The sequence below is a fragment of the Buchnera aphidicola (Muscaphis stroyani) genome, assembly GCF_005080865.1.
Taxonomy (GTDB): domain Bacteria; phylum Pseudomonadota; class Gammaproteobacteria; order Enterobacterales; family Enterobacteriaceae; genus Buchnera; species Buchnera aphidicola_AG.
Genome location: NZ_CP034861.1, coordinates 100,921 through 126,423, shown reverse-complemented (window position 1 = coordinate 126,423; position 25,503 = coordinate 100,921). Strand labels below are relative to the sequence as shown.

The 25,503-nt window shown below is 25.1% G+C and carries 24 protein-coding genes, 1 tRNA gene and 1 pseudogene; 3 read left to right on the top strand and 23 right to left on the bottom strand.

The window, feature by feature from the left end:
• Nucleotides 1-57: 57 nt before the first annotated feature.
• From infC to ydiK, 4 genes are all read right to left on the bottom strand, one after another.
• Nucleotides 58-597, bottom strand: coding sequence for a translation initiation factor IF-3 (gene infC, locus D9V75_RS00590; protein WP_158343257.1), 540 nt, complete (start codon nt 595-597; stop codon nt 58-60).
• Between the two features lie 3 nt (nt 598-600).
• Nucleotides 601-2,526, bottom strand: a complete 1,926-nt coding sequence (thrS, locus tag D9V75_RS00585) for a threonine--tRNA ligase (protein WP_158343255.1) — start codon at nt 2,524-2,526, stop codon at nt 601-603.
• A gap of 177 nt (nt 2,527-2,703) precedes the next feature.
• Nucleotides 2,704-3,750: a 3-deoxy-7-phosphoheptulonate synthase gene (locus D9V75_RS00580; protein WP_158343253.1), complete on the bottom strand. Its 1,047-nt coding sequence runs from the start codon at nt 3,748-3,750 to the stop codon at nt 2,704-2,706.
• A 376-nt stretch (nt 3,751-4,126) separates the two neighbouring features.
• Complete coding sequence (gene ydiK / locus D9V75_RS00575) at nt 4,127-5,203, bottom strand: AI-2E family transporter YdiK (protein WP_158343250.1); 1,077 nt, start codon at nt 5,201-5,203, stop codon at nt 4,127-4,129.
• 233 nt (nt 5,204-5,436) lie between these two features.
• On the opposite strand from ydiK, the gene D9V75_RS00570 reads away from it, so the two are divergent.
• A complete protein-coding gene (locus D9V75_RS00570) occupies nt 5,437-5,832 on the top strand; it encodes a HesB/IscA family protein (RefSeq protein WP_158343249.1) in 396 nt (131 codons plus the stop codon).
• Here D9V75_RS00570 and tyrS read toward each other — a convergent pair.
• From tyrS to D9V75_RS00520, 11 genes and pseudogenes are all read right to left on the bottom strand, one after another.
• Complete coding sequence (gene tyrS, locus D9V75_RS00565) at nt 5,819-7,102, bottom strand: tyrosine--tRNA ligase (RefSeq protein ID WP_158343247.1); 1,284 nt, start codon at nt 7,100-7,102, stop codon at nt 5,819-5,821. The two genes, D9V75_RS00570 and tyrS, sit on opposite strands and share 14 nt — an antisense overlap.
• A 210-nt stretch (nt 7,103-7,312) precedes the next feature.
• Nucleotides 7,313-7,621: a hypothetical protein gene (locus tag D9V75_RS03025; protein ID WP_261979432.1), complete on the bottom strand. Its 309-nt coding sequence runs from the start codon at nt 7,619-7,621 to the stop codon at nt 7,313-7,315.
• Between the two features lie 173 nt (nt 7,622-7,794).
• Complete coding sequence (locus D9V75_RS00560) at nt 7,795-9,495, bottom strand: DEAD/DEAH box helicase (protein WP_261979431.1); 1,701 nt, start codon at nt 9,493-9,495, stop codon at nt 7,795-7,797.
• A 46-nt stretch (nt 9,496-9,541) separates the two neighbouring features.
• Nucleotides 9,542-10,183, bottom strand: coding sequence for an endonuclease III (nth, locus tag D9V75_RS00555; RefSeq protein WP_158343245.1), 642 nt, complete (start codon nt 10,181-10,183; stop codon nt 9,542-9,544).
• Between the two features lie 7 nt (nt 10,184-10,190).
• Nucleotides 10,191-10,874, bottom strand: a complete 684-nt coding sequence (locus tag D9V75_RS00550) for an electron transport complex subunit E (protein WP_158343243.1) — start codon at nt 10,872-10,874, stop codon at nt 10,191-10,193.
• 31 nt (nt 10,875-10,905) lie between these two features.
• Nucleotides 10,906-11,523, bottom strand: a complete 618-nt coding sequence (gene rsxG / locus D9V75_RS00545) for an electron transport complex subunit RsxG (protein WP_158343241.1) — start codon at nt 11,521-11,523, stop codon at nt 10,906-10,908.
• Complete coding sequence (gene rsxD / locus D9V75_RS00540; RefSeq protein WP_158343239.1) at nt 11,504-12,544, bottom strand: electron transport complex subunit RsxD; 1,041 nt, start codon at nt 12,542-12,544, stop codon at nt 11,504-11,506. Before rsxD ends, rsxG begins: the two co-directional genes overlap by 20 nt.
• A 28-nt stretch (nt 12,545-12,572) precedes the next feature.
• Complete coding sequence (rsxC, locus tag D9V75_RS00535) at nt 12,573-14,144, bottom strand: electron transport complex subunit RsxC (RefSeq protein ID WP_222836967.1); 1,572 nt, start codon at nt 14,142-14,144, stop codon at nt 12,573-12,575.
• Nucleotides 14,145-14,225: 81 nt separating this feature from the next.
• Nucleotides 14,226-14,720: an RnfABCDGE type electron transport complex subunit B gene (locus tag D9V75_RS00530; RefSeq protein ID WP_158344038.1), complete on the bottom strand. Its 495-nt coding sequence runs from the start codon at nt 14,718-14,720 to the stop codon at nt 14,226-14,228.
• 11 nt (nt 14,721-14,731) lie between these two features.
• Nucleotides 14,732-15,312 (bottom strand): annotated as a pseudogene (gene rsxA, locus D9V75_RS00525) (electron transport complex subunit RsxA).
• A gap of 77 nt (nt 15,313-15,389) precedes the next feature.
• On the bottom strand, nt 15,390-16,007 hold the full coding sequence (locus tag D9V75_RS00520; protein ID WP_158343235.1) for a riboflavin synthase subunit alpha: 618 nt from the start codon (nt 16,005-16,007) through the stop codon (nt 15,390-15,392).
• A gap of 111 nt (nt 16,008-16,118) precedes the next feature.
• Between D9V75_RS00520 and D9V75_RS00515 the strand changes: the two genes are divergently transcribed.
• Nucleotides 16,119-16,192 (top strand) — tRNA-Val (locus D9V75_RS00515).
• Nucleotides 16,193-16,273: 81 nt separating this feature from the next.
• A complete protein-coding gene (gene tilS / locus D9V75_RS00510; protein ID WP_158343233.1) occupies nt 16,274-17,569 on the top strand; it encodes a tRNA lysidine(34) synthetase TilS in 1,296 nt (431 codons plus the stop codon).
• 65 nt (nt 17,570-17,634) lie between these two features.
• Here tilS and metG read toward each other — a convergent pair whose 3' ends face one another.
• The 8 genes from metG to hisB all read right to left on the bottom strand — a co-directional run bounded on the left by metG (nt 17,635) and on the right by hisB (nt 25,490).
• The gene (gene metG, locus D9V75_RS00505) at nt 17,635-19,281 is read right to left on the bottom strand and encodes a methionine--tRNA ligase (RefSeq protein ID WP_158343231.1); all 1,647 of its coding nucleotides are present in this window, start codon (nt 19,279-19,281) and stop codon (nt 17,635-17,637) included.
• A gap of 125 nt (nt 19,282-19,406) precedes the next feature.
• A complete protein-coding gene (gene dcd, locus D9V75_RS00500; RefSeq protein WP_158343229.1) occupies nt 19,407-19,988 on the bottom strand; it encodes a dCTP deaminase in 582 nt (193 codons plus the stop codon).
• Between the two features lie 160 nt (nt 19,989-20,148).
• Complete coding sequence (gndA, locus tag D9V75_RS00495; RefSeq protein WP_158343228.1) at nt 20,149-21,576, bottom strand: NADP-dependent phosphogluconate dehydrogenase; 1,428 nt, start codon at nt 21,574-21,576, stop codon at nt 20,149-20,151.
• A 148-nt stretch (nt 21,577-21,724) separates the two neighbouring features.
• A complete protein-coding gene (gene hisIE / locus D9V75_RS00490) occupies nt 21,725-22,339 on the bottom strand; it encodes a bifunctional phosphoribosyl-AMP cyclohydrolase/phosphoribosyl-ATP diphosphatase HisIE (RefSeq protein ID WP_158343226.1) in 615 nt (204 codons plus the stop codon).
• On the bottom strand, nt 22,333-23,109 hold the full coding sequence (gene hisF / locus D9V75_RS00485) for an imidazole glycerol phosphate synthase subunit HisF (protein ID WP_158343224.1): 777 nt from the start codon (nt 23,107-23,109) through the stop codon (nt 22,333-22,335). The genes hisIE and hisF overlap by 7 nt, the downstream gene beginning before the upstream one ends.
• A complete protein-coding gene (gene hisA, locus D9V75_RS00480) occupies nt 23,091-23,828 on the bottom strand; it encodes a 1-(5-phosphoribosyl)-5-[(5-phosphoribosylamino)methylideneamino]imidazole-4-carboxamide isomerase (protein WP_158343222.1) in 738 nt (245 codons plus the stop codon). The genes hisF and hisA overlap by 19 nt, the downstream gene beginning before the upstream one ends.
• 4 nt (nt 23,829-23,832) lie before the next feature.
• Nucleotides 23,833-24,423: an imidazole glycerol phosphate synthase subunit HisH gene (hisH, locus tag D9V75_RS00475; RefSeq protein WP_158343220.1), complete on the bottom strand. Its 591-nt coding sequence runs from the start codon at nt 24,421-24,423 to the stop codon at nt 23,833-23,835.
• Nucleotides 24,423-25,490 (bottom strand): bifunctional histidinol-phosphatase/imidazoleglycerol-phosphate dehydratase HisB, encoded by a 1,068-nt coding sequence (gene hisB, locus D9V75_RS00470; RefSeq protein WP_158343218.1) that lies wholly within the window; start codon nt 25,488-25,490, stop codon nt 24,423-24,425. The genes hisH and hisB overlap by 1 nt, the downstream gene beginning before the upstream one ends.
• Nucleotides 25,491-25,503: the final 13 nt, after the last annotated feature.

The following is a 25,503-nucleotide window of genomic DNA, read 5'->3' as shown; positions in this document are numbered from 1 at the left end:
AATTATAAAAATGGGAAAATATAACAAATTTGTTTCTAAAAACATCTGATTAAAATATTATTTTTTCTTTGGTGCTAAAACCATAATCATTTGACGACCTTCAATTTTAGATGGAAATGATTCAACGATAGCAATCTTAATTAAATCATTTTTTAATCTGTTTAATACGTTTACTCCAATTTTTTGATGTGCCATTTCACGACCTCTAAATCGCAAAGTAATTTTTACTTTATCTCCATCTTCTAAAAAACGAATTAAATTTCTAAGTTTAACTTGATAATCTCCTTCGTCTGTTCCAGGCCGAAATTTAATTTCTTTAACTTGAATTACTTTTTGTTTTTTTTTCTGTTCTTTAGAAGATTTGCTTTTTTCATAAAGAAATTTTCCATAGTCCATAATACGGCAAACTGGAGGTTCAGCATTTGGACTAATTTCAACTAAATCTAGCCCTAATTCTTCGGCTTTTTCCAAAGCTTCACGTAAATTAACTATGCCATTTTTATCGCCGTCAACACCTGTTAGTCGAACTTTAATAGCTCGTATTTCACCATTAATACGATTAGGACGTATAAATTGAATTCGTTTTCCGCCTTTAATACTTTATTCCTCCATTTGATAAAAACTTTTAATAAAAATTTCTTTTTTTAGTTTTTTAATAAAACAATCAATATTTAACATTCCAAAATCGTAACCGTTTCGATTACGAACTGAAACTTTTTGTAAATTTATTTCTTTTTCACCACACACTAAAATATATGGAATTCGATGTAACGTATGCTCTCGAATTTTAAACCCTATTTTCTCATTTCTTACATCTGATTTAACGCGAATATTATGATTAGATAATTTTTTTTCTAAATTTTTCACATAATCTGCGTATTTTTTAGAAATGCTAATAACAACTACTTGTATGGGAGATAACCATGTAGGCAAATTTCCAGAGCATTCCTCAATTAATATTCCTATAAATCGTTCTATTGAACCTAATATTGCACGATGAATCATTACAGGTGTTTTTCTTTTATTATATTCATCAATATAGAATGCGTTTAAACGAATTGGAGAATAAAAATCAAGCTGAATAGTGCCACACTGCCAGTTCCTGTTTAAAGAATCTTGTAAAACAAATTCAATTTTAGGTCCATAAAATGCTCCTTCTCCTGTTTGATACTCAAATAAAAGATTATTTTCTATCAACAAATCTGACAAATCTTTTTCTGCCCGATCCCATATTTCATCACTACCAATTCGGTTTTTTGGTCGAGTAGAAAATTTTACTAATATCTTTTTAAAATTAAATATACTATACAAATCGTATACCATTTTAATGCAATTTTTAATTTCACTTCTAACTTGATTTACAGTGCAAAATATATGAGCATCATCTTGAGTAAAATTGCGAACTCTCATTAAACCATGTAAAGAACCTGAAGATTCATTGCGATGACAACTACCAAACTCTGATATTCGAATAGGTAAATCTCGATACGATTTTAATCCATAATTAAAAATTTGAATATGAGCAGGGCAATTCATTGGTTTAATACAATATTCACGATGCTCTGATAAAGTAGTAAAAATAGCATCTTTATAATTGTCCCAATGACCACTTTGTTTCCATATAGACTTATCTAATAATAACGGTGTTTTAACCTCTTGATATTGATATTCTTTTAATTTTTCTCGAACAAACATTTTTAATTCATTGAAAATTATCCATCCATAATTATGCCAAAAAATCATTCCTGGAGATTCTTCTTGCATATGATATAAATTGAGAGATTTTCCTATTTTTCTATGATCTCTTTTTTCTATTTCAATTAAATATTTTAAATGTTCTTCTAGATCTTTTTTGGACCCCCAAGCAGTACCATAAATTCTTTGTAACATTTTATTTTCATGATTGTTATCCCAATAAACTCCTCCTATTTTTTGTAACTTAAAATTGTTACAAAATTGTATATTAAATACCTGCATTCCTGTATCAATGTCTATATAATCTTCATGATAATACAAAGAAATTTTTGTTTGATCAGATAATTTATTTATTAAATAAACTTTATACATTTCAGAATTATTTTTAAAAATCTGACATGCTTTTTTAAAAGAAATTGTTTTATTAAAAATAGTATATTCTTTTTTTATTAGCACATGCATTTGTTTTTCTAATAAGATAAGATCTTTTTCTATTATTGAATTATCTAATTCTACATCACAATAAAAACCATTTTCTGTAATGTTACTTTCACCTATTTTAGAAAGAGGCCATATAATTTTAATAGCATAGCTTAATAATTGAGCACAAGAACGTCGAATTATTTTCAATGAGTTCTTATCTTTTTTATCAAAAAACAATATAAACGAATCTTGTGTTATTAAATGATCTAAATTTGCAAAATTATTATTTACAGAAATAGAAATAATGGACTTTATTATACTTGGTTTTATATTTTTTATAATATTTCTTAATGAAACAGAATGTTTATACACCTGCTGACTTCCATCGCAAAATCTTATTACAGGCATTCTATAAAATCCTTAAGTAAAATATTAACTTATCTTTAATTCTTTATACAAGAACATGTGAAATATATGTTAATTATGTCACTATTTAAATTAATATCGAATTAAATAATAAATTCTGTTAAAAATCTAAAAATATTAATAATTAAATGCTAGTCAATAATTAGACTAGCATTAAAATTAAAAACGAACATCTACAGCGTCTGCTAATTGTTTAATAATTTGAATGCTATCTTTCCAATTTAAACAAGCATCTGTAATAGATTTTCCATAAATTAAAGGATGATTATCAACTACTTGTTGGAAACCTTCTTCTAAAAAACTTTCAATCATTACTCCAAAAATTGATTTAGATCCGTGATAAATTTGTTTTGAAACAGATTCAGATACATTTTTTTGACGCAGATGTTGTTTTAAGCAATTCCCATGACTAAAATCAACCATCAAATTTTCTAATAAATTAAATTCACGTAAATTTTTAATTGCTGAGTTTATATTACAAGAGTGATAATTAGGAGAATTTCCCCCTCTCATAATTATATGTCCATACGGATTACCGCTCGTATGGTTAATTGTCATTTGTCCATTTTTATCAGGAGCAAAAAATAAATGTCGCGCTTGTGCTGCACGAATCGCATCAATTGCAATCTTTATATTTCCATCAGTACCATTTTTAAATCCTACAGGACAAGATAAAGCTGAAGCCATTTCTCTATGAATTTGACTTTCTGTGGTTCTTGCTCCAATTGCTCCCCAACTAATTAAGTCCGCAATGAATTGACCTATGACTATATCTAAAAATTCTGTTGCTGCAGGCATACCTAATGCATTAATGTCTAATAATAACTTTCTTGCTACTTCTAATCCATGATTTACTCGAAAACTTCCATTTAAATCTGGATCTGAAATTAGTCCTTTCCAGCCTACTACTGTTCTTGGTTTTTCAAAATATGTTCGCATTATAATTTCAAGACGTTCTTGATATTTTATACGCAATTCATATAATCGATGGGCATATTCTACTGCCGCAACAGGATCATGAACTGAACATGGACCTATTACCACTAATAATCGTAAATCTTTTCCAGTCATAATACGAGCAATATTATGTCTTGTTTTAATAACATTATCCATAATTTTTGAGGTAATAGCATATTTTTTTGCTAACTCAGCTGGGGTTATTAATGGATCAATTCTTATTGTACGCAATTCATCTGTTTTTTTCATTTTTTTCTCTAAATAAATTTTATTTTAGAAAGAACAGAAAGATATGATAAAAATCATGACAAACTAACTATTCATAAGCTCATTCCTATAAATTTTAAAAAATATCTAATAGAAAAATTTTTATAATATTAGGAAAAAAAATGTTGATAGTATACTATAAATAAAGTGATAGAAGTTCTAACAAGGATATAAAATGAAGATAAATTTTAAGAAAGAAGTTTCTTAATTTTTTCTATAAATTAATATAATAAAATTTTTAAACTATCATAATCTAGATTTGGTTTTTTATTCTGAAAACAATATTAATTATGAATGTAATTAATTATATTACCTATTTTTAAAACAGTATTTTTTATTAATATATTTTTAGATATTTTTACTGACTCTTTTCTAAAAAAGAAGATATCGAAATGCCATATAACCATGATATTATTAATCGATAAAAAATAACTAATACTACAGGTCCAATAAATAATCCAATTATTCCAAATTCAATTAAACCACCTATAACTCCAGATAGAATTAAGATAATAGGAAAATCTGCACCCATCCGTATTAAAAATGGTCTTAGCACGTTATCTAATATAAATAAAAACAAACTCCACACTAAAAGTACTGTTCCTAAATTAGTGTCTTTATTCCAGTAAAGCCATAAAATACATGGTATTAAAATAGGTAAAGGTCCTAGTTGTATTAAACATGAAAAAACAATTACAATCATTAATAATGTCCAATATGGCATGCCAGAAATAAACAACCCTATTCCAGATAATATCGCTTGAATTAAAGCAGTAACTACTACTCCTAACGCAACAGCTCTTACTGCTTGAGCAGCAAGTAAAACAATGGCATCTCCATTTTTATTACTTAGCCGAAAAGCAAAATGACGAATAGAATTACTTATTTTTTCTCCATTCCAATATAATATTATACTAAAAAATAACATTAATCCTAAATGAACAATAAATAATCCACATTTTTTTGCCTGAACAACTACAAATTCAGTCGTACGTCCCATGTAAGGCTTTACTTCTCTTATTAACTCACCACCATCTCCTTCAAGTAATTTATGATAACTAGAAAATATTTTTTTTCCAACAAGCGGAATATCCTGAAGCCAAGATAATTCTGGAAATTCCAAAGTATTTGAACTTAACCAATGCACTAAAGGTATACTGCTCTGAATCAAGCTATGCACTAGAAATACAATTGGAATGATAAACAATAATATTAAAATTAAAATCATTAATAAGACTGCAAAAAAACGATCTCCTCCAAATAATCTTTGTAATTTTAACATAAGAGGCCATGTAGCAATCACAATCATGCTAGCCCAGGAAAAACTTAATATAAATGGATAAATAACTAAAAAACTTACAATGCTCATGGAAATGACAAATATTAGTGATAAAATAGACTGCGATAAATCCATATTTTCTTTTGGATTTTGCATATAATTATTTCACCTCAATATCTTTATAAATAATTTTTTATTTAAAATAAACTTATTATAAAATATAATAAAAATTTTTAAAATATTGTATAATTGTAACATTAAAATTTATAAAAATAATAAATAAAATAATATTACTTAAAAAATATAATGAATTTTTCAGATAATATTTAATAAGAAATATAAGAATTCTCATTATTTTATAAAAAATTATTTTAAAAAGAGAAAAATTTATGAAAGAAAAAAAAATAAATTCTAATTATAAAAAAAATGATAAATCTTATAATATTAAAATCACTGAATCTGCAATAAAACAAATAACTTTTTTAACAAATTTAAGCGATGATAAAAAAAGCATACGATTAAGTATAAAAAAATCAGGATGTGCCGGATTCAAATATACTATGACATTAGCTAAAAAAAAACATGAAAAAGAAATAGTCATTACATATAAAAATATTTCAATATATGTTAACGCTCAAGAGGCAAATTTTTTAAACGGAATTGAAATTGATTTTATAAATAGCAATATTAATAAAATTTTTAAGTTTTACAATAAAAAATTAAATCATTTTTGCGGTTGTGGTGAAAGCTTTTCACTTAACGAAAATGATTTCAATCATTCTTAATCCAACAAATTAAACAATGATTTTTTTTTCCTTTAGACAATAAAGTGAATCGACCAAATAATTTGTCAACTTCTCTAAAAACATAATTTTGATCTGTATTTTTATGAGCATTAATTGATATAGAATTTGAAACTATCATATTATTAGATTGACTTCGAGATTTTGATAATTTAGATAGCACCAGAGCTTCTTTTAAATCTTTCGTTTGATTTAATTTGACACAAGGTATGCCATCTTGTTCTAATTGTTGAAAATCTGATTCTTTCATGTGATTAATATTTTTTAAAAATAAAGCTTCTGTTATTCTTTCTGCTGCTAATAATTTTTCTTCCCCATGAACAAAACGAGTTACATTTTTAGCAAGTAAAGATTTGTCTTTTATAATTTGATCATTTATGTGTTTCTTTTTCTCTTTAATATCAATTTCATTAGTATCTATAAAAGTAAACAATTTTAAAAAATAATAAACATTTGAATCTTCTATATTCATCCAAAATTGATAAAATTTATACGGACTTGTTTTTTTTGCATCTAACCAAATAGTACCTGATTCTGTTTTTCCAAATTTAACACCATTGGAATTCGTTAAAAGAGGTACAGTTAAACCATATACTTGTTTTTTAGAAACTCGATGTATTAAGTGCATTCCTGAAGAAATATTTCCCCATTGATCAGATCCTCCAACTTGTAAAGAAACTTTGTACTTTTTGTTTAAAATAAAAAAATCATATGCCTGTAACAAATTATAAGAAAATTCAGTAAAAGAAATTCCTTGATCACGTCTCTTTATTCTTTGCTTTACTGATTCACGACTAATCATAGTATTAATCGAAAAATGTTTTCCAATATTTCTCAAAAAAGATAAGATATTAATCTTATTAAACCAATCTTTATTATTTAGAACAAGTGCATTATTTTTTTGAGAATGAAAATCTAAAAAATAAGAAATTTGAATAATAATTTTCTGAGTCCAAACATCAATATCATTGTTAGAATTCAGTAATCTTTCTTTTTTTTTAAAGCTAGGATCACCAATTAAACCTGTAGCCCCGCCTATTAACACTATGGGTTTATGTCCAGATAATTGAAATCTTTTCAAAGTAATTAAAGGCAAAAGATGACCTATATGTAAACTATCAGCAGTAGGATCGAAACCACAATAGAGGGATATAGAATTATTTTGAATAATTTTTTTTATTTCATCTTTATGTGTTATATAAGATATTAATCCTCTATTTTGTAGTTCATTAATTAAATTTGATTTAATCATTAGATATACCATTTTAATATGTTTTAAAATTAGTTGTATTAAACTTATAAAATAATTAAAAAAATATAAGTATATTTTTAAAACTTTTAACATTACTAACTGAAATAGTTTATTTAAAATATATTATATAGAATTATTTTTTTAAAGTTTTAATCAGTAAAATATATAATTATATGAAAAAATTTAAAAAATATAATCCAAAATTATGAATTAAATAGGATCAACGTCAATAAACCATTTCACTTTTTTTAAAATAGAAAAAGATTGAATTTCATCTATAACACCATTTAAAAAATTTATAAGATATTCTTTAGAAGAGGATTGAATGAGTAATTGAGAATGATATTTATATAAATTTTTTAAAGTAAAAGAAGGATTTGGACCTAAAAACCATAAAGTAACATTATTTTTTCTCAATTTTTTTTTGAATAAATCTTTTATAAATTCTAAAAAATAATCATTGTTATTTAAATAAAAACTTGAAGAATAAATAATAAGATGAAAACTCCAAGGAGGCAAAAAAAATTTTTTACGAATTTTTATAATATTTTTAGCAGTTTCAAAATATCCGCTATGAAAAAAATTTTTTAAATGTAAATTATCAAAATGTGATGTTTGTACTAAAACTGGGCAAGATGAAGAATTATGTTTGGTTAATGTATTTAAATTTAAATAAAATTGTGTAAAATATTCTATTGAATGGAAATTAAAAGAAAAAAAAAATGATCAATACCAATCAAACCAATCAGTTTTACGTAAGGAAAATAATAATATTTAACTAAATCTTCCATAACACAAATTACATATGATTTAGAATCATAAATTTTTAAATATTTCGATTGAGTCTTTTTACTCATTTTTTTATTTAATAAAAAAAACAACGAAACATGTGGAAAAATACTTTTTATTCTATTTTTAATTTGATCAATACTAAAATTAAACGCATGAAGAGAATAAAATCCACAACTACAACAAAATTTTGGTTTTTTAATCTTAATTAAACAATATTGACAAAATAGATTGTTATTATCTGGTTTTGTTTCTAGATAATCACAACAAACACTACATTTAGCTACCCATCCGCAATTTTTACAAATAATGCCAAAAAAAACAAGATTTATTTTATTAAAAATTAATAAAACTGGATGATTTTTTTTTAAATTTTCATAAATTTTATTAATTAAAGTTAAAGATAAACCGCTTTTAATTTTTTCAGATTTTAAATTAATTACATTATCACAATTATAATTAACTATTGGCGTATGATTGCTAATTTTAAGAAAAATGCATTTTTTAAAAAAAACATTATGTAAAGTTTTTAAAGATGGAGTATCAGAATCAAGAATAATTGGTATATTTTCTTTATAAGCCCTTAAAACTGCTACATCTCTAGCATTGTACCTAAATTGATGTAAATTTTTATAATATAAATTATGTTCTTCATAGACAATGATGAGTCCTAATTTTAAAAATGGTGAAAAAATATTTTTTTTTGTGCCTATGACTATAGAATATTCTCCATCTTTGATTTTTATCCAATTTTTTAAATGCTCAGAATCAGTTAATTGACAGTGGATAGTTCCAATAGAAATGTCAAAGTACATTTTTAAAAAAGAGATAATTTTTTTTATATTTTTTTCATAAGGAACTAAAATTAAAATTTGCATCTTTTTATCTAATATTTTTTGAATTAAACTAATATAAAATTTTACTTTCGAAAATAAACTTGTTTTTGTTATTAACCAAGATGAAAATTTTTTGACTGATAAAATCTTATCTACACAAAAAATAGCTTTTTTGTTTAAAAAAATCTTTTTTTTAATTTTTGGAACAGATTGAACTTTTAAATAATCTGTATAAAATAAATTAGACTCGCACAAATGTTTTAACTCTAATTTTTTTAAAACAAATTTAGATAAATTATATTTTTTTAATTCATTGTAAAATACATCACTTTTTTTTAGAAAAAATAAATTATATCGTTGTTTCTGAGACAAATTAAAATTTTGAATATCTATTTCTTGTCCTTTCTTTGTAATAGACCATTTTAAACAATATTTTTTTTTAATAATGTAATCAGTCTTTAATCTTTTAGGTAAAACATAAAAAAATATGATTCCTTTAGGGCAAAAATAATAATTGCTTAACCATGTTAAAAGATCAAATAAAATTTTTGTATATAATGGTTTATTATCAATCAATAACTTAATAAACTTAAAATTTAATTTACTTGTTTTATGTTGACAATTGAATGAAACGATAACACCTATTTTGTCTTTTGAATGAAATGGTACTACTACACGAGCTCCAATAACTGGAATTATAGAATCTGGAACAAAATATTTAAAAGATTGTCTGATTAAAAAAGGCATAACAACGTTTGCAATAATCACTTAAACATCCTATAAAAATATAAGTTAATTTTTTAAAAATAGATTTTTACATTGATTTAAAAATTTTTTCTCTAAATTCACAATATTTATTTATAAAACATGTACTGCATTTTATATTACGTGCAGTGCAAATATATCGACCATGTAAAACAAACCAATGGTGAACATGTATTTTAAAAGCTTTTGGTGCAACTTTATTTAATTTTTTTTCTACCTCTTGTATGTTTCTTCCTGAAGCAAAATTAGTTCGATTAGAAACTCTAAAAACATGCGTATCTACAGGGATTGTTTTTTCATTGAATAGCAAATTTAAAATTACACCTGCTGTTTTTCTTCCAACACCTGGTAACGATTCCAATTCAAAACGATTATTTGGAACATTTCCATTATGTTTAGTGATTAACAAAAAAGAAGTGTTGATTATGTTTAATGCTTTAATATTATGCAATCCAATGTTCCTGATATAAAGTTTTAAATTATAAATTCCTAAATTTAAAATTTTTTTAGGAGTATTAGCGATTTTAAAAAGCAATTTAGTGGTGTTGTTAACTGCAATATCGGTGGATTTTGATGAAAGTATGACAGATATTAAGCACTCAAAATTAGAATTAAATATTAATTCTGTAGTAGGATTAGGGTTTTTTCTAAAAAATAATAGTAAAATTTTGTATCGTTTATCTTTATTCATATTTTTATCAATTAATTTTATTTTTGCAAGGACATTTAATGTCACTAGAAGTGTTGTTTTTTAGTATTTTATAATCTATAAAATTTTTTAAAGCGATTACAAATCCTAATATAATAAAACCACCTGGTGGTAAAATCGCTAAAATAATAGTTGAATTCTTTTCAATTAAAGTAAAATAATTTGTATCATTTAATGCGGAAAATATTTTATAAATTCCAAAAAACCAGGTTCCTTGACCTAAAATTTCTCGTATAGATCCTATTAAAAACATAAAAAAAGTAGATCCTAATCCTATAAATAAACCGTCTAAAAAAGAAATTAATACAGAACTTTGATAAGCAAACATGTCAGCACGTCCAACAATAACACAATTGGTAACAATCAAAGGAATAAAAATTCCTAAAGATTTGTACAGTTCAAATGCATAAGCATGTAACAACATTTCAATGCATGTTACAACTGAAGATATAATCATCATGTAAATAGGAATTCTAATATCTTTTGGTATAAAAAATTTGAAAATAGAAACAGTGGTATTAGTTATCATAAGTACTAAAGTTGTCGCTATTCCAAGTGCTATAGAATCGATAGCGCTTGTAGTGATTGATAAAACAGGACATAAACCTAATAATTGAACTAAAGAAGAATTATTTTTCCATAATTTTTCATTTAAAAATTGTTTAACGTTCATTAATCTCTTCTCTGAATAAAAAGATTTATCATTAAAACATAAAAGGAATTTTTTTTACAAAAAAAACGGTTCTTTTAACAGCATTTGTAACAGCTTGAGGAGTTATGGTTGCACCTGTAAATTGGTCAATTTTACCTCCATATTTTCTTAATGACAATTGTTTATCTTTTAAACTTTTAATTGTTAATCCAGAAAAACAATTAATCCAATCAGATACTGATAATTCAATCTTATCACCAATACCTGGAGTTTCTTTGTGAGATAAAATTCTAACTCTAATAATTTTTCCATTAAAATCTGAAGAAATTAACATATGTATAGACCCAGAATAACCATCGGGAGCAATACTTTTAATAACTGCAAATTTTGGACATTTTTTATCAAAAAATAACCATAAATCATGATATTCATGGTCTCCTAAAAGCGTATTTTTAACCCAATATAGCTTTTTATTAACAGTATTGAACAATTTTTTAGGAATCACTTGATCCATTAATTTTTTGTTTTCTTTTTCCGTTTGATATAAAATTTTATTTTTTGTTGAATTGTGTATAAATATTGTACTAGACACTAAAAAAGTAGAAATTATACTAATTAAAATTGCATTTTTAAATGTACTTTTATAAGTCTTATATACGTTTGTGGCCATACCCAGAATACCTAATGTAGTAATCAATTAATGGAGTAATCATATTGGAAAACAAAACTGCAAACGCAATTGAATCTGGATAATCGCTATAATTACGAATAAAATAAACTAAAAAGCCTACTAGAATACCAAAAATTATTCTTCCAATGTTAGTACAAGCAGTAGTCACAGGATCAGTAGCAATGAAAAAAGCACATATCATAGTTCCTCCTGAAAACAAATGTACTAAAGGAGATGATGATATATTTTTTAAAAAAAAATAATTAATACTTGAACATAAACATAAAGTTAATAAAATACTAAACGGGATTCGCCAACAAATTACCTTCTTATATATTAAGAATAATCCGCCAATTAAAAAACTAATATTAATGCATATCCAACTTACTTTTATTATTTCTTGTTGATTTGAATTAATAGTATTTTGAATGACATTATCATAATTTAAATGAGTTTGATTTTTAAAATGATTTAAAGGAGTTGCTTGTGTAACGCAATCAGGAAAAAATTGAACATTTACTGTATTATTAATATTTGTATTTTTTGTAAAAATAATATTTACAGCGTTTTGGATGTCTTTAAAACGCAAAAAATTATCATTTTTTTCAATCCAATTACTCATATGCAATGGAAATGAAATCAATAATACTGCATATCCAATCATAGCAGGATTAAATATATTTTGACCGAGTCCACCATATAAATGTTTAGCAACAACAATAGAAAAAAAAACGCCGATTACAATCATCCACCAAGGAATCAAAGGCGGAACGCTTACACCAAGAAGCAATGCAGTTACTATTCCTGAATTATCTTTTACATTTTTGCTAAAACTTTTAGCACGCACTTTAACAAGAATTGTTTCAGATAAAAAAGAAAGCGCTATAAAAGACAGCACCTGTATTAAAGTTCCACATCCAAAAAAATAACACTTTGAACAAATACCTGGAATACAAGCTATGACAACTAAAAACATTATTTGTCTAGTACTATAAACGTTGTAAATATGAAGAACATTCATTTTTTAATCTACCAATGTATTATAATCATTACTTATTTTTTAATTTCATACGATTTATTGCTTGTTGAATAATTTCTTTTCTTTTGTTTTTTTTATTTTCTTCAATTTCAAAAGAATTTAAAGTTTTTTCTATTTTCTTAGAATTAAAATCATTTATTCTCAAAATAGGATTTGACTTTAAAAATAAATCATCTTTACTGAATATTTTTTTATTAAAAAACAATCTTTTTTGTTTTTTTTCAAAACGAACTAACGATAAATTTCTTCTATTATTCTCGATGTTAATATTGTGTTGTATTTTTTTTTCATATTTAAAATATTTTACTAATGGAATGTTACTTGGACACAATTGTTCACATACTTTACATTCAATGCAATCTAAAATATGATGTTTATTTGTTTGATCATGTTCTTTTGATTGAATATACCAATACAATTGCTGAGGAAGTAAGTTGATTGGGCATGCTTTCGAACAAAATCCGCATCTGATACAAGCATATTCTGTATATTTTTTGTTTATAAGTTTATTGGATGTGATAAAAATACAGTTTTGACCTTGAAGTGTGGAATTGTTTAAATCAAAAACCTTATTTCCCATCAACATTCCTCCTAAATATATGTTTATGTCAGAATATGCTTGTATTTTGAAGTGCATTAAAAAATAACTAATTGGAGTACCGATTTTGACCCAAAAATTTCCATGAAAAAAATTTTTATCTCCTAAAAAAGTAACTATTCTTTCAGTTAACGGTTCACCATTGAACACCGCTCTTTTTATTGAATACACTGTAGCGACATTAAAAACGAGAAATCCAATGTCTATTGCATGTTTTTTATAGGGAATTTCTTTGTCTGTTAGCGCTTTAATTAATATTTTACTGCTTCCGCCAGGGTATTTATTTGAAATAAGACACAATTTAAATAATAATTGATTATGAATTAAAGAACTAATCTTTGAAATAATTTCAGTTTTATTTTCTTGAACAACAATTAAAACAAGTTTTATTTTAGATATCCAAGATATTATCTTACATCCCACCAAAATTTCATTTAAATAATTATTAAACAAACAATCATCAGATGTTACGAAAGGTTCACTTTCTACTGCATTAATAACTAAAGTATGTACTTTATTTATACTCAATTTCAATTTTTGAGAAGATGGAAATTTACCTCCTCCAAGCCCAATTATGCCTGATTTATGAATAATTCTAATGAGTTTTTCAGGAGTGTGTTTTTTATAGTTTTTAATAGGATGTAATTTGATCCACTTATCTTCCCCGTCAGAAATAATTACAATTTTAATATATTCATTGCTCTTATTTTCTGAAAAAGAAAAAAAAGAAATATTTTTTATATAACCTGAAGCAGGTGAATGAACGGGAACAATAGTTTCACTTCCAAAACTTAAGGGCTGCCCTCTTAATACTTTTTGATTTATTCGAACGCGTAATTGATTTTTTTGAAGAAGACTGTGTTTTATAAAAATTATAAATTTTTTAGGAAATGATAAAAAATTTTTAACAGTTTCATTTGATTGTTCTTTTTTTAAAGAAGAATAATCTATTCCTCCTTTAAAATTATATTTTTTTTTATGTATATATGATTAAAAATAATATTTCTCCAGAAATTTATGGAAAATATTTGTTTTAAAATTTTTATAATACATGAGTATTTTTTATTATTCATAGAATATTTTTTTTTTAATACAATCAGTTGGACAATGAGATAAGCAAATATTACAACCATTACAAAATTTTTGTAACACAGTATGCACAAAACCAGGAGTTCCTACTATTGCATCAACTGGACAAAAAGAAGCACATTTAGAACATCCAACACAGTTTTTTTCATCAATCCAAACAGTATAAAATATTTTTTTTTCATTTATCACAGTTGTTTTTAAAGAAGTCTTAAAATTAAGTAATTTGGAAATTTTTAGTTCTAATTCACTTCCTCCAGGAGTACATTTATTAATTTTTTCATTTTTCTTAATAATTGCTTTCGCATAAGAGTAACATCCAGGGTAGTTGCATTGACCGCATTGACTTTGAGGTAGCAATCTGTTAATTTTTTCTACTATTGGATCTATTTCTGTTCGAAATTTATTAGCAGTATAACTTAATATCACTCCTAAAACAAAAGAAAGAGTGCCAAAAAATAAAATAGCTAAAATATTAGACATAATCAAAATTTTATTAAACCTTTGAAACCCATAAAGGTGATTGACATTAAGCCCGCTGTAATCAAAGCAATAGGAGCACCTTGAAAAGGAACAGGTACGTCAGATGATGCTATTCGTTCACGCATACTGGAAAATAAAATCATTACTAATGAACATCCAAATGACGCACTTAATCCATATAATATTGCATCTATAAATGTGTGCTTTGAATAGAGACTAAATAAAGGAATTGCTAAAACGGCGCAATTTGTGGTTATTAAAGGTAAAAAAATTCCAATTAGACGGTATAATACAGGACTTATATGGCGCAACACCAATTCTAAAAATTGAACACTTGATGAAATAATTAACATATAAGCTATAACTCTTAAATAAACTAAATTTAATGGAACTAAAAAAAAAAGTTAATAAAAGATAAAAAAAACGATGAAATAAAAACAACAAAAGTAGTTGAAAGACTAATTCCAATAGCTGTTTGAATTTTATTAGAAGCGCCAATAAAGGGACATAAACCAAGAAACTTTACTAAAATAAAATTATCAATTAACATATTAGAAAGAAAGAAAAAAAAATAATTTTTCACGCATAACTCCTTTATAAAATATATTGATTTAATATAAAAAATTTAAAAAATATTAAAAAATATTGCACATAAGCTTACTAATTTTTACTTATTTGAGTTATTATGCGTTCCGCAGTGTCAACTATTATTTGAGTATTTAAATCAATTTCAACATTCATAATATCTCCCCTTTTTTTATGAGATATTGTAGTTCGAAATAAAGTTTCTGGTATTAAATGAATAGAAAATTTATTATTAATGATTGATCCGATAGTAAGGCTTATTCCATCAACGCAAATAAATCCTTTATAAAAAATGTATTTCATTAAAAATTTTTTTTTAATCTTTAACCATAGGATTCGACTGTTGTCTAAAATTTCTACTTTAGATACTTGCGCAGTACTCATTATGTGACCAGATATTATATGACCACCAATTTCATCTCCATATTTTACTGATCGTTCAATATTAACATAATCTCCAATCTTTAACGTTCCTAAATTTGTATTATTCAAAGTTTCTTGAATAATATCAAAAATAGCATTAAAATTACGAATTAATTTTACAGTTAAACAACATCCATTATGAGAAACCGAATCTCCTATTTTTAAGTTTTTAGATAAATTTCGAGATAAATTGATTTCGTAAGTGTTCATGTTTTTCTTTTTTTCTATAAAAACAATTTTGGCAGTACCATGAATAATACCTGTAAACATAAATTCTCCTCAAAAAATTTTTAAGATTATATTTGTATATTAAAATAAAAAATATTTGTTTTTTTTAAAAACAAATATATAATTTAATACTTCATAAAAAACAATTTGTTTACGTTCGTAGCTCAACTGGTTAGAGCGCCATCATGACATGGTGGAGGTTATCGGTTCAAGTCCGATCGAACGTATAAAACATTAATCTCAAATTTTAATTTTATACAATTTCAATTTCTGTATTTAAAATATTATTTTTTCAGGTACTTTGTATTTTGATTAAAAAAATTATTGATAAATATCAAAAAAAAAATTTTTTAATAGCTTATAGTGGTGGATTAGATTCTACAGTTCTTTTACATCAGATGATCAAAATAAAAAATCAATATTCCCACATAAAAATACGTGCTATTCACATTAATCATAATCTTCATGATTATTCAAAAAAATGGGAAAATCACTGTAAAAAAAATTGTGTTCTTTATAAAATACCATTTATTGTAGAAAATATTAATTTAGATTTAAAAAACAAAAATGTTGAAGAAACTCTAAGAAAAAAGAGATATCATTCAATTTTCAACAATTTGTTAACAGACGAAATATTACTTACAGGTCATCATATGAATGATCAATGTGAAACATTAATGCTTGCTTTAAAAAGAGGAAGCGGTCCAAATGGACTTTCAAGTATGCTTTATGAAACTACGTTTAACAAAAACAAAAAAATAGTTCGTCCTTTTTTAACTTACTCTAAGAGAGAACTAAAGTCATGGGCTGTTAACAACAAAATAAAATGGATTGAAGATTTTAGTAATTTGGATATTAATTATGATCGTAATTTTATAAGAAGTAAAGTCATCCCTGTTTTTGAAAAAAGATGGCCTTATTTTCTAAAAAATTGTGCTCGTACCTCAAAAATATGTCATGAAGAAACTATTTTGCTAAATTCTTTTTTAAAAGAAAAAATCCATAAAATCCATCAAATTGACGGATCTCTAAGTATAGATAGTTTTAAAAATATAACAAAAATTATGAGCAAAGCACTGATAAGATATTGGATTTCTTTAAATCAAATTCAAATGCCTTCATATAAAAATATTGAATATATTTATAATATCATTGTTTTGAGCAAAACAGATTCAAATTCTAAAATTATTTTACAAAAAAAAAATGAAATTAGACGTTACAAAAAACGACTTTATTTTATCAAAATTAAACCAAGTATATATCATACAATAATATTTTGGCACAACAAAGATATTGAACTTTATCTTCCGAATGATTTAGGTCAATTAATGCAAGATAAAAAAGGCATTACTTTACCATCTCCGAGAAAAAATGAATTAATTAATATTCGATTTCAATTTGAAGGAAGTATTTTAATATTAGGAAGAGAAAAAAAAAGAAAAATAAAAAAAATATGGCAAGAAAAAAAAATTCCTCCCTGGCTTCGAAAAAATACACCACTTTTATTTTATAATAATCAACTAATCAGCGCTTTAGGTGTATTTATTATTAACGATTATCATGCCCGAAATACTTGGAAAATATCTTGGAAATGTAAAATTTAACATAAAATAATTAAAATATGTTTATATTTTTAAAATTTTTTAATTTCGTTTCATAGATTAAAGAATTACTCTTCACATAAATTTATTAATTTTAATATCTGATCACGTGTAATTCTTGTGTATAACGTTTCAAAATTTTTTATTTTATGTGAAAGTAAAGGTTTTTTTATATTATACCAACTTAATTTTTCCATCAAAAAAGATTCAGATTTTTTTGATAGATCTGGTAATATAGGTTTTAAAAAAATCATTACTACTCTAAAAAAATTAATTCCCATAGTACAAATCATTTGTAATTTAACAACATTTTTTTTATTTATTTTTAATTTCCATGGTTTTTTTTCATTAATATATTTATTAGCTGTATCTAATAGCTTCATAGACTCTCGAACTACTGAACTAAATTCACGATTTTCAAAAAATTTTTCAATTTGATATCTTGAATTAACAAAATTCTGATATAAATCTTCGTCGATTAACTTGTCTGATAAATATCCATTAAAATATTTGTTAATAAAACTAGCATTTCTAGAGGCTAAGTTAACTAATTTATTAACTATATCTCCATTAATTTTATAAACAAAATCTTCCAAGTTCATTTCTATATCTTCAATATTATTAGATAATTTACTTGCATAGTAATAACGCAAGCTATCGGAATCAAAGCATCTGATCCAATGACTCGCTTTAATTAAAATGCCACGAGATTTCGATAACTTTAATCCATTCATAGTTAAGTGACCATGCACAAATATTCCATTTGGTTTTCGAAAAGAAGAAGATTCCAGAATTACAGGCCAAAATAAAGTATGGAAATAAATAATGTCTTTTCCAATAAAATGGTACAATTCATAAGTTGATGAATTGCGCCACATATCATCAAAATTTAATAAATTATTATTTTTGCAAAGATTTTTAAACGCACTAATATAACCTACAGGTGCATCCATCCAAACATAAAAATATTTATTTATAAAATTGGGAATTTTAAAACCAAAATACGGAGCATCTCGAGAAATACCCCATTTTTTTAAACCAATCTTTAGCCATTCTTCTGTTTTTTTGATCACGGAATCTTGCAAAATACCTGAATTTATCCATTTTTTTAACATTTTATTAAACATTGGCAAGTTTAAATACAAATGTTTAGTTTTCTTTAAAATAGGTTTTTTTCCTGAAATTGAAGATATTGGATTAATTAAATCAATAGGTTCATAAGTTGCACCACACAATTCGCAATTATCTCCATATTGATCGTTTGATTTACAAATAGGGCAAATTCCTTTTACAAATCTATCAGGAAGAAAAATATTTTCTGAATTATCATAAAACTGAGAAATAGTTTTTTCTTGAATTAATTTTTTTTTATTTAAGCACGTAAATATTTCTCTTAATAATCGTAAATTTTCTGAACTATGAGTTGAACAATAATTATCGTGTGAAATGTTAAAATGTAAAAAATCTTTTTTATGACAATTTTTAACATCATCTATGAGTTTTTTTGGAGAAACTCCTAATTTTTTGGATTTTAACATTATAGCAGTACCATGTGCGTCTTCTGAAGAGATAAACCAAACTTCATTTTTAAGCATTCTATGATAACGAACCCAAAAATCTGCTTGAATATGTTCAAGCATATGACCTATATGAATGGAACCATTTGAATAAGGAAAAGCACAAGTAACCAAGATTTTTCTAAATTTACTGGACATAATTGTTTTATTTTTAAATGAAAATATAAAGAATTTAAGATAAAATCATATACTCTTTGAGAGTAATAGATTTATTAGTTAAAAAACATAAATAATTAATTGTATCATTAAAACAAAATATTCTTTTATTCTTTATCAATTCGACTAGGAACTACTCCTTTCTGTTCTTTGTATTTTGATTCATTTCGAGAATTATAAGGCCTTAAAACTGAATTAGAAAGAAATTCAAAACTAAGTGCTGCAATTTTTATTTTAGGATGCAATACTAATGTTATTTTTCCAGCATTAAACATTTCTAATACAATATTTCCTTTCCATCCTGGATCAATTCTATGCGATGTAGCATGAATCATTAATCCAAGTCTTGCAAAAGAAGACCTTCCATCTAACCAACCCACTAGATTAGATGGAATACTCACGCTTTCTAAAGTCGAAAAAAGAGCTAGCACACCTGGTTGTAAAAAAAATGGATTTCTTTTTGAAAATTTGATTTCTTTACTCATGATTTTAGACAACACTGAATTCATATTTTTTTTAGAGTTACTTAAATTAATACAGGGAACACTATAATTTTGAAAGATTCTAAAAGTGTATCCTAAATGGATATCAACAGTAATCCCATTAATCAAATTTTTTTTAGGGTAAGGAGTAATTATTAATTTTTTTTTATCTAACCATTCCTGAATATCTCTATCACATAAACGCATTTTTTTACCACATATAATCAATACATTTAATTAAATATAAAAAATTACATTATTTTATATTAAGTATATAGTTATATATTATTTACTATAACAATTTTTTGATGTAAAACTAGAATTAAGTATTAATCTTATTCATAGATAATTAAAAATATAGTGCTCATTATTTTTTATTTTTTTTCTCTGACCAATTCGTATGAAAATAACTATTATCATCAATTCTTTTATAAGTATGTGCTCCGAAATAATCTCTTTGAGCTTGAATTAAATTAGCTGGTAGATTCATTGATCTGTAACTGTCATAATAAGATATTGCCGAAGAAAAACATGGTACAGGAATTCCATATTTTATAGAATAAATTAAAACTTTTCGCAACGAACTTTCATATACACTAGCTATTTTTGAAAAATAAGGTGTTAATAATAAATTAGTAACATTTTTATTAGTATCATATGCATCGGTTATTTTTTCTAAAAAACTTGCTCTAATAATACAGCCTTGTCTAAAAATTTGAGCAATTTTTCCATATTTCAAATTCCAAGAGTATTTTTCTGATGCTTTTTTTAACTGTGAAAACCCTTGAGCATAAGAAATTATTTTTCCTAAATATAAAGCCTGTCTTAAAGATTCAATAAAATTAGTTTTTTCTGATTCTGTAAAATTAATACTGATTCTAGGTCCTTTTAAAATTTTTGAAGCAACAATTCGTTGATTTTTCAAAGAGGAAAGATAACGTGAAAAAACAGACTCAGTAATTAATGATAAAGGTTCTCGAAGCTCTAAAGCATTTTTGCTTATCCATTTTCCTGTGCCTTTATCTTCTGCTTCGTCTAAAATATAATCAATTAAATAATTACTGTTTTCATCTTTATACTTAAAAATATTTTTTGTAATGTCAATTAAGTAACTGTTGAGTTCTCCTTTGTTCCAATTAGAAAATACCGTGGCTAATTCTTGATTTGTCATATTTAACAAATTTTTTAATATAAAATATGACTCTGATATTAATTGCATGTCACCATATTCAATGCCATTGTGAATCATCTTAACATAGTGACCTGATCCGTTAGGACCTATGTAACTTACGCATGGTTGATTTTTAAATTTAGCAGATATTTTTTTAAATACAGAAGAAACAAGGTTATATGCTTCTTTTTGACCTCCGGGCATTATTGAAGGACCATTAAGCGCTCCTAATTCTCCTCCAGATACGCCCATTCCAATAAAGTTAATTCCATTTTTAGATAATTCATGATTTCTTCGAATGGTGTCTTTATAAAAAGTATTGCCTCCATCAATTAATATATCTCCTTTTTTAAGATAAGGTATAATGTTTTTAATTGTATCATCTGTAGCTTGACCTGATTTGACCATTAATATAATACATCTAGGTAATGAAAGTGAATTGACAAAATCTTTAATAGAAAAGTATGGAAATATTTTTTTTTCTGAATTATCTTTTATTACTTTCTCTGTAGTTAAGCGAGTTCTATTAAATATAGACACAGTATAATTATTATTTGCAATATTCAATGCTAAATTTCTTCCCATAACTGCCATTCCAACAACACCAATTTGGTTTTTTAACATTATATTTTCCTGATTATATAAGAATAGATACATTTTATTATTTTTTATGAAAATACGTTTTTAAACTTAAAATTTAACAATTTTAATATAAATTTAAAATAAGTAATAATTAAAAGATTATTAAAATATTTAAATTTTACTTATAATATCAATTTTTTCTCATCTTTAAATTCTGTATAACTGTATTAAAATCTAAATCTTGATCATGCAATAAAACAATTAAGTGATAAATTAAATCTGAAGATTCATTAATTAACTCATTTTTATCTTTTTTCATTGCCGCTAGTATTGTCTCTATAGCTTCTTCTCCTACTTTTTGAGCAATTCGATGAGTCCCAGACTTGTATAATTTAGATGTATATGAATTATTTATATCTATTATTTTTCTATTTTCTATAATTTTTTCTAAATTAAACAAAAATGCTGTAGGTGTTTCTTCTAAGAAAAAACAGCTTTTTTTTCTTAAATGACATGTTTCATCTAAAGGTTTAACTAGTATTAATAATGCATCATAATCGCAATCAGTAGTAATCTTTTGAACTTTTAAAAAGTTACCTGACGTTTCTCCTTTAGTCCATAAACGTTTTTTAGTTCTAGAATAAAAAGTTACTACACCGTCTTTTTGAGTTTTTAAAAAAGCATCTTGATTCATATACCCATGCATCAAAACTTCATGAGATAAATTTTCTTGAATTATTACAGGAATCAAACCATTAGTTTTTATCCAATTTAATTTTTGTAATAACTCTTTTGAATTTAGCATTCTCTGATCTCCATACCTTTGTTAATTAAAAAATTTTTTAATTCTTTTATATTAACTACATTTTTGTGAAAAACAGATGCAGCAAGTACACCATCTACATTTGCATAATGAAATGCGTCATAAAAATGTTTAATTTGTCCTGCTCCTCCAGACGCAATTAATGGAACTTTACATGCTTTTTTCATTATTTTAAGCTGATTCAAATCATAACCATTTTGAAGCCCATCTTGATTCATCATATTTAAAACAATTTCTCCTGCCCCATACTTTTGAACTTCATGAACCCAATCTAAAGTTTTTTTGTCGGTTTGATACGTTAAATTAACATCTCCTGTAAACTGATGCACCATATAACAGTTTTTAGTTTTATCAAACCAAGAATCAACGCCTACTACTACGCATTGCACACCAAATCGATCTGCTATTCTTGTGATTAAATTTGGATCTGTCAGAGCTGAAGAGTTAATAGATATTTTATCTGCTCCAAATGACAAAACATTATTTGCATCTTTTACACTTTTAATTCCTCCAGCAACGCAAAAAGGAATATTTATTAAATCTGCAATTTTTTCTATCCAACTTCTATCTACTAATTTGTTACTTGTAGCAGCTGTTATATCATAAAATACTAATTCATCTATTCCTTCTTGCGTATATCGTTTAGCTAAATTTAAAATATCACCTATAATTTCGTGATTTTTGAATTGAATACCTTTCACTACTACTCCATTGCTGACATCTAAACATGCTATTATTCTTTTTGCCAACATTTTAAAGCCTCTTGTATCGTAAATTTTTTTTCTAATAAACTACGGCCAATAATGACACTTTCTACTCCGCTTAATTTTAAATTAATAATATCATTTAAAGATCCTACACCTCCAGAAGCTTGGAATTTTATATTTTTAAAAGTATTAGTAATTTCTGAATATAAATTAATATTAGGACCAGAAAGCGTTCCATCTTTTGATATGTCTGTACACAATACGTGTTTTAATCCATTTGACAAAAAATATTTAATCATCTCTTCTAAAGAAACTGAAGTTTTCTGTTGCCATCCATTTATTAATATTTTTTTTTCATTTTTATCGTTAATATAAATATCTAAAGCCAATATGATAGAATCAGGTCCATAATTTTTTAACCATCGAGCAACCTCCTTTTTGTTTTTGACAGCAGCAGAACCAATTACTACTCTTTTGGCGCCTGCTTCAAGAAAATCATTAATATCTTCTTCTGTTTGAATTCCACCACCGATTTGTATAGAAATAGGGCTATAAGAAAGAATTTTTTTAAATAATTTTATTTGCCTTTTTTTTCTATTTTGAGCACCATCTAAATCTACTAAATGAACATATTTTACTTCATTAAATTTATAATCTTTTAAACAATCATACAAATTCATAGAATAATATTTTTTTTTGGAATAATTTCCTTGATACAAGCGAACTAACTGACCGTTAATTAAATCAAATGAGGGAATAATCATAATTTTAAATCTCTAAAAAATTTTTTAATAACTGCGATCCAGCATCACCAGATTTTTCTGGATGAAACTGAACTCCAAAAAAATTCTGTTTTTGTATTACAGAACTAAAAGATACACTATAATTAGTTTTTGCCAATGTATATTTATCAATTGGAACGCAATAGCTGTGGACAAAATAAAATCTTGATTTAGCATCAATTTTATTAAACAAAAAATGCGTGCTATCAAAATTAATTGTATTCCATCCAATATGAGGTAATGGTAAATTTTTAGATTTCAAAAGAGAAACAGATCCTGGAATAATTCCAAGAGTTTTTACTCCATGACATTCTTCACTGAAATCGTAAAAAATCTGCATCCCCAGACATATACCTAAAATAGGTTGTTTATTGATTTTTATTAGATTAATTAAATTTTTTTCGAATAGCATTTTCATTACTGTAGCAGCTGTACCTACTCCTGGTAAAAATATTTTTTTAGATTTTTTAACTATAGAAGATTCAGAAGTAATTGTAGGGAAATATCCCAATCTTTCAATCGCAACTTTAATTGAATGCAAATTAGAACAACCGGTGTCTAATATTACTATACTCACTATAAAATACCTTTTGATGTTGGCAAAACCTGTCCTATTATTTGAATAGATTGACGTAATGCTCGTCCAAATGCTTTAAACAAACTTTCAGCACAATGATGATCATTTTTACCTTTACTCGATAAATGCAATGTAATATTCATAGAATAACAAAGAGAATAAAAAAAATGTTCAATCATTTCTGTACTGAGATCACCAATCATTTTATGATTGAAATGAGCGTTAAACTTAAAATACGGACGACCTGAAATATCTATGATACAATCCGATCTACTTTCGTCCATAGGCAAAGAAAAACCAAATCTATTTAATCCTTTTTTATCCCCTAACGCTTTTAACAACGTTTTCCCTAATACGATACCTGTATCTTCAACTGTATGATGATCGTCAATTTTAAGATCTCCAATTGTTTTAATATTCATGCAAATTCCACTATGTATTGATAATTGATCCAACATGTGATTAAAGAAATTTACACCTGTATCAATTGTACTAACTTCTTCTAAATCCATCCAAATTTTCACATGAACTTTAGTTTCTTTTGTTTCTCTAATAGTTTCCGCATATCTATTTCTTTTGGTAATTATTTTTTCGATTTTACTCCAATTACAAATATCGTCTTGATACTGAATCCCTAAAACTCCAATATTTTTAGCTAATTCCATATCTACAATTCGATCTCCAATAACATAGCTATGTTTTCGATCTATCAAATCATCTTTTATCCAAGGTTTTAACATTTTAATTTGAGGTTTTCTGCATTTACACTTTTCTTTTTCAAAATGAGAACAAATTAATATATCTTCAAAAATAATTTTTTCTGAACGAAATATACTTAACATAAAATTATGAGGAAGATTAAAATCTTCCCATTTAAAATTGTTACTTCCTAAACCGTCTTGATTAGTCACCATAACAAGTTTGTAATTTAATTTAATTAAATTAGATAATGAAGAAATAACATTTCTTTTAAAAACTAATTTACTTATACTATCTACTTGAAAATCTATAGATGGTTCATCAATTAAAGTTCCATCTCTATCAACAAATAATATTTTATGCTTCATTAAAAATCTCCAA

Excerpts from the sequence above, each read along its gene's own strand:
- dcd (WP_158343229.1), bottom strand. The coding sequence starts at position 19,988 with ATGCGTTTATGTGATAGAGATATTCAGGAATGGTTAGATAAAAAAAAA.
- rsxD (WP_158343239.1), bottom strand. The coding sequence starts at position 12,544 with ATGAATGTTCTTCATATTTACAACGTTTATAGTACTAGACAAATAATG.
- tyrS (WP_158343247.1), bottom strand. The coding sequence starts at position 7,102 with ATGATTAAATCAAATTTAATTAATGAACTACAAAATAGAGGATTAATA.
- rsxG (WP_158343241.1), bottom strand. The coding sequence starts at position 11,523 with ATGGCCACAAACGTATATAAGACTTATAAAAGTACATTTAAAAATGCA.
- hisIE (WP_158343226.1), bottom strand. The coding sequence starts at position 22,339 with ATGCTAAATTCAAAAGAGTTATTACAAAAATTAAATTGGATAAAAACT.
- D9V75_RS00550 (WP_158343243.1), bottom strand. The coding sequence starts at position 10,874 with ATGAACGTTAAACAATTTTTAAATGAAAAATTATGGAAAAATAATTCT.
- D9V75_RS00570 (WP_158343249.1), top strand. The coding sequence starts at position 5,437 with ATGAAAGAAAAAAAAATAAATTCTAATTATAAAAAAAATGATAAATCT.
- hisF (WP_158343224.1), bottom strand. The coding sequence starts at position 23,109 with ATGTTGGCAAAAAGAATAATAGCATGTTTAGATGTCAGCAATGGAGTA.
- hisB (WP_158343218.1), bottom strand. The coding sequence starts at position 25,490 with ATGAAGCATAAAATATTATTTGTTGATAGAGATGGAACTTTAATTGAT.
- nth (WP_158343245.1), bottom strand. The coding sequence starts at position 10,183 with ATGAATAAAGATAAACGATACAAAATTTTACTATTATTTTTTAGAAAA.
- gndA (WP_158343228.1), bottom strand. The coding sequence starts at position 21,576 with ATGTTAAAAAACCAAATTGGTGTTGTTGGAATGGCAGTTATGGGAAGA.
- metG (WP_158343231.1), bottom strand. The coding sequence starts at position 19,281 with ATGTCCAGTAAATTTAGAAAAATCTTGGTTACTTGTGCTTTTCCTTAT.
- ydiK (WP_158343250.1), bottom strand. The coding sequence starts at position 5,203 with ATGCAAAATCCAAAAGAAAATATGGATTTATCGCAGTCTATTTTATCA.
- D9V75_RS00520 (WP_158343235.1), bottom strand. The coding sequence starts at position 16,007 with ATGTTTACAGGTATTATTCATGGTACTGCCAAAATTGTTTTTATAGAA.
- D9V75_RS00580 (WP_158343253.1), bottom strand. The coding sequence starts at position 3,750 with ATGAAAAAAACAGATGAATTGCGTACAATAAGAATTGATCCATTAATA.
- hisA (WP_158343222.1), bottom strand. The coding sequence starts at position 23,828 with ATGATTATTCCCTCATTTGATTTAATTAACGGTCAGTTAGTTCGCTTG.
- thrS (WP_158343255.1), bottom strand. The coding sequence starts at position 2,526 with ATGCCTGTAATAAGATTTTGCGATGGAAGTCAGCAGGTGTATAAACAT.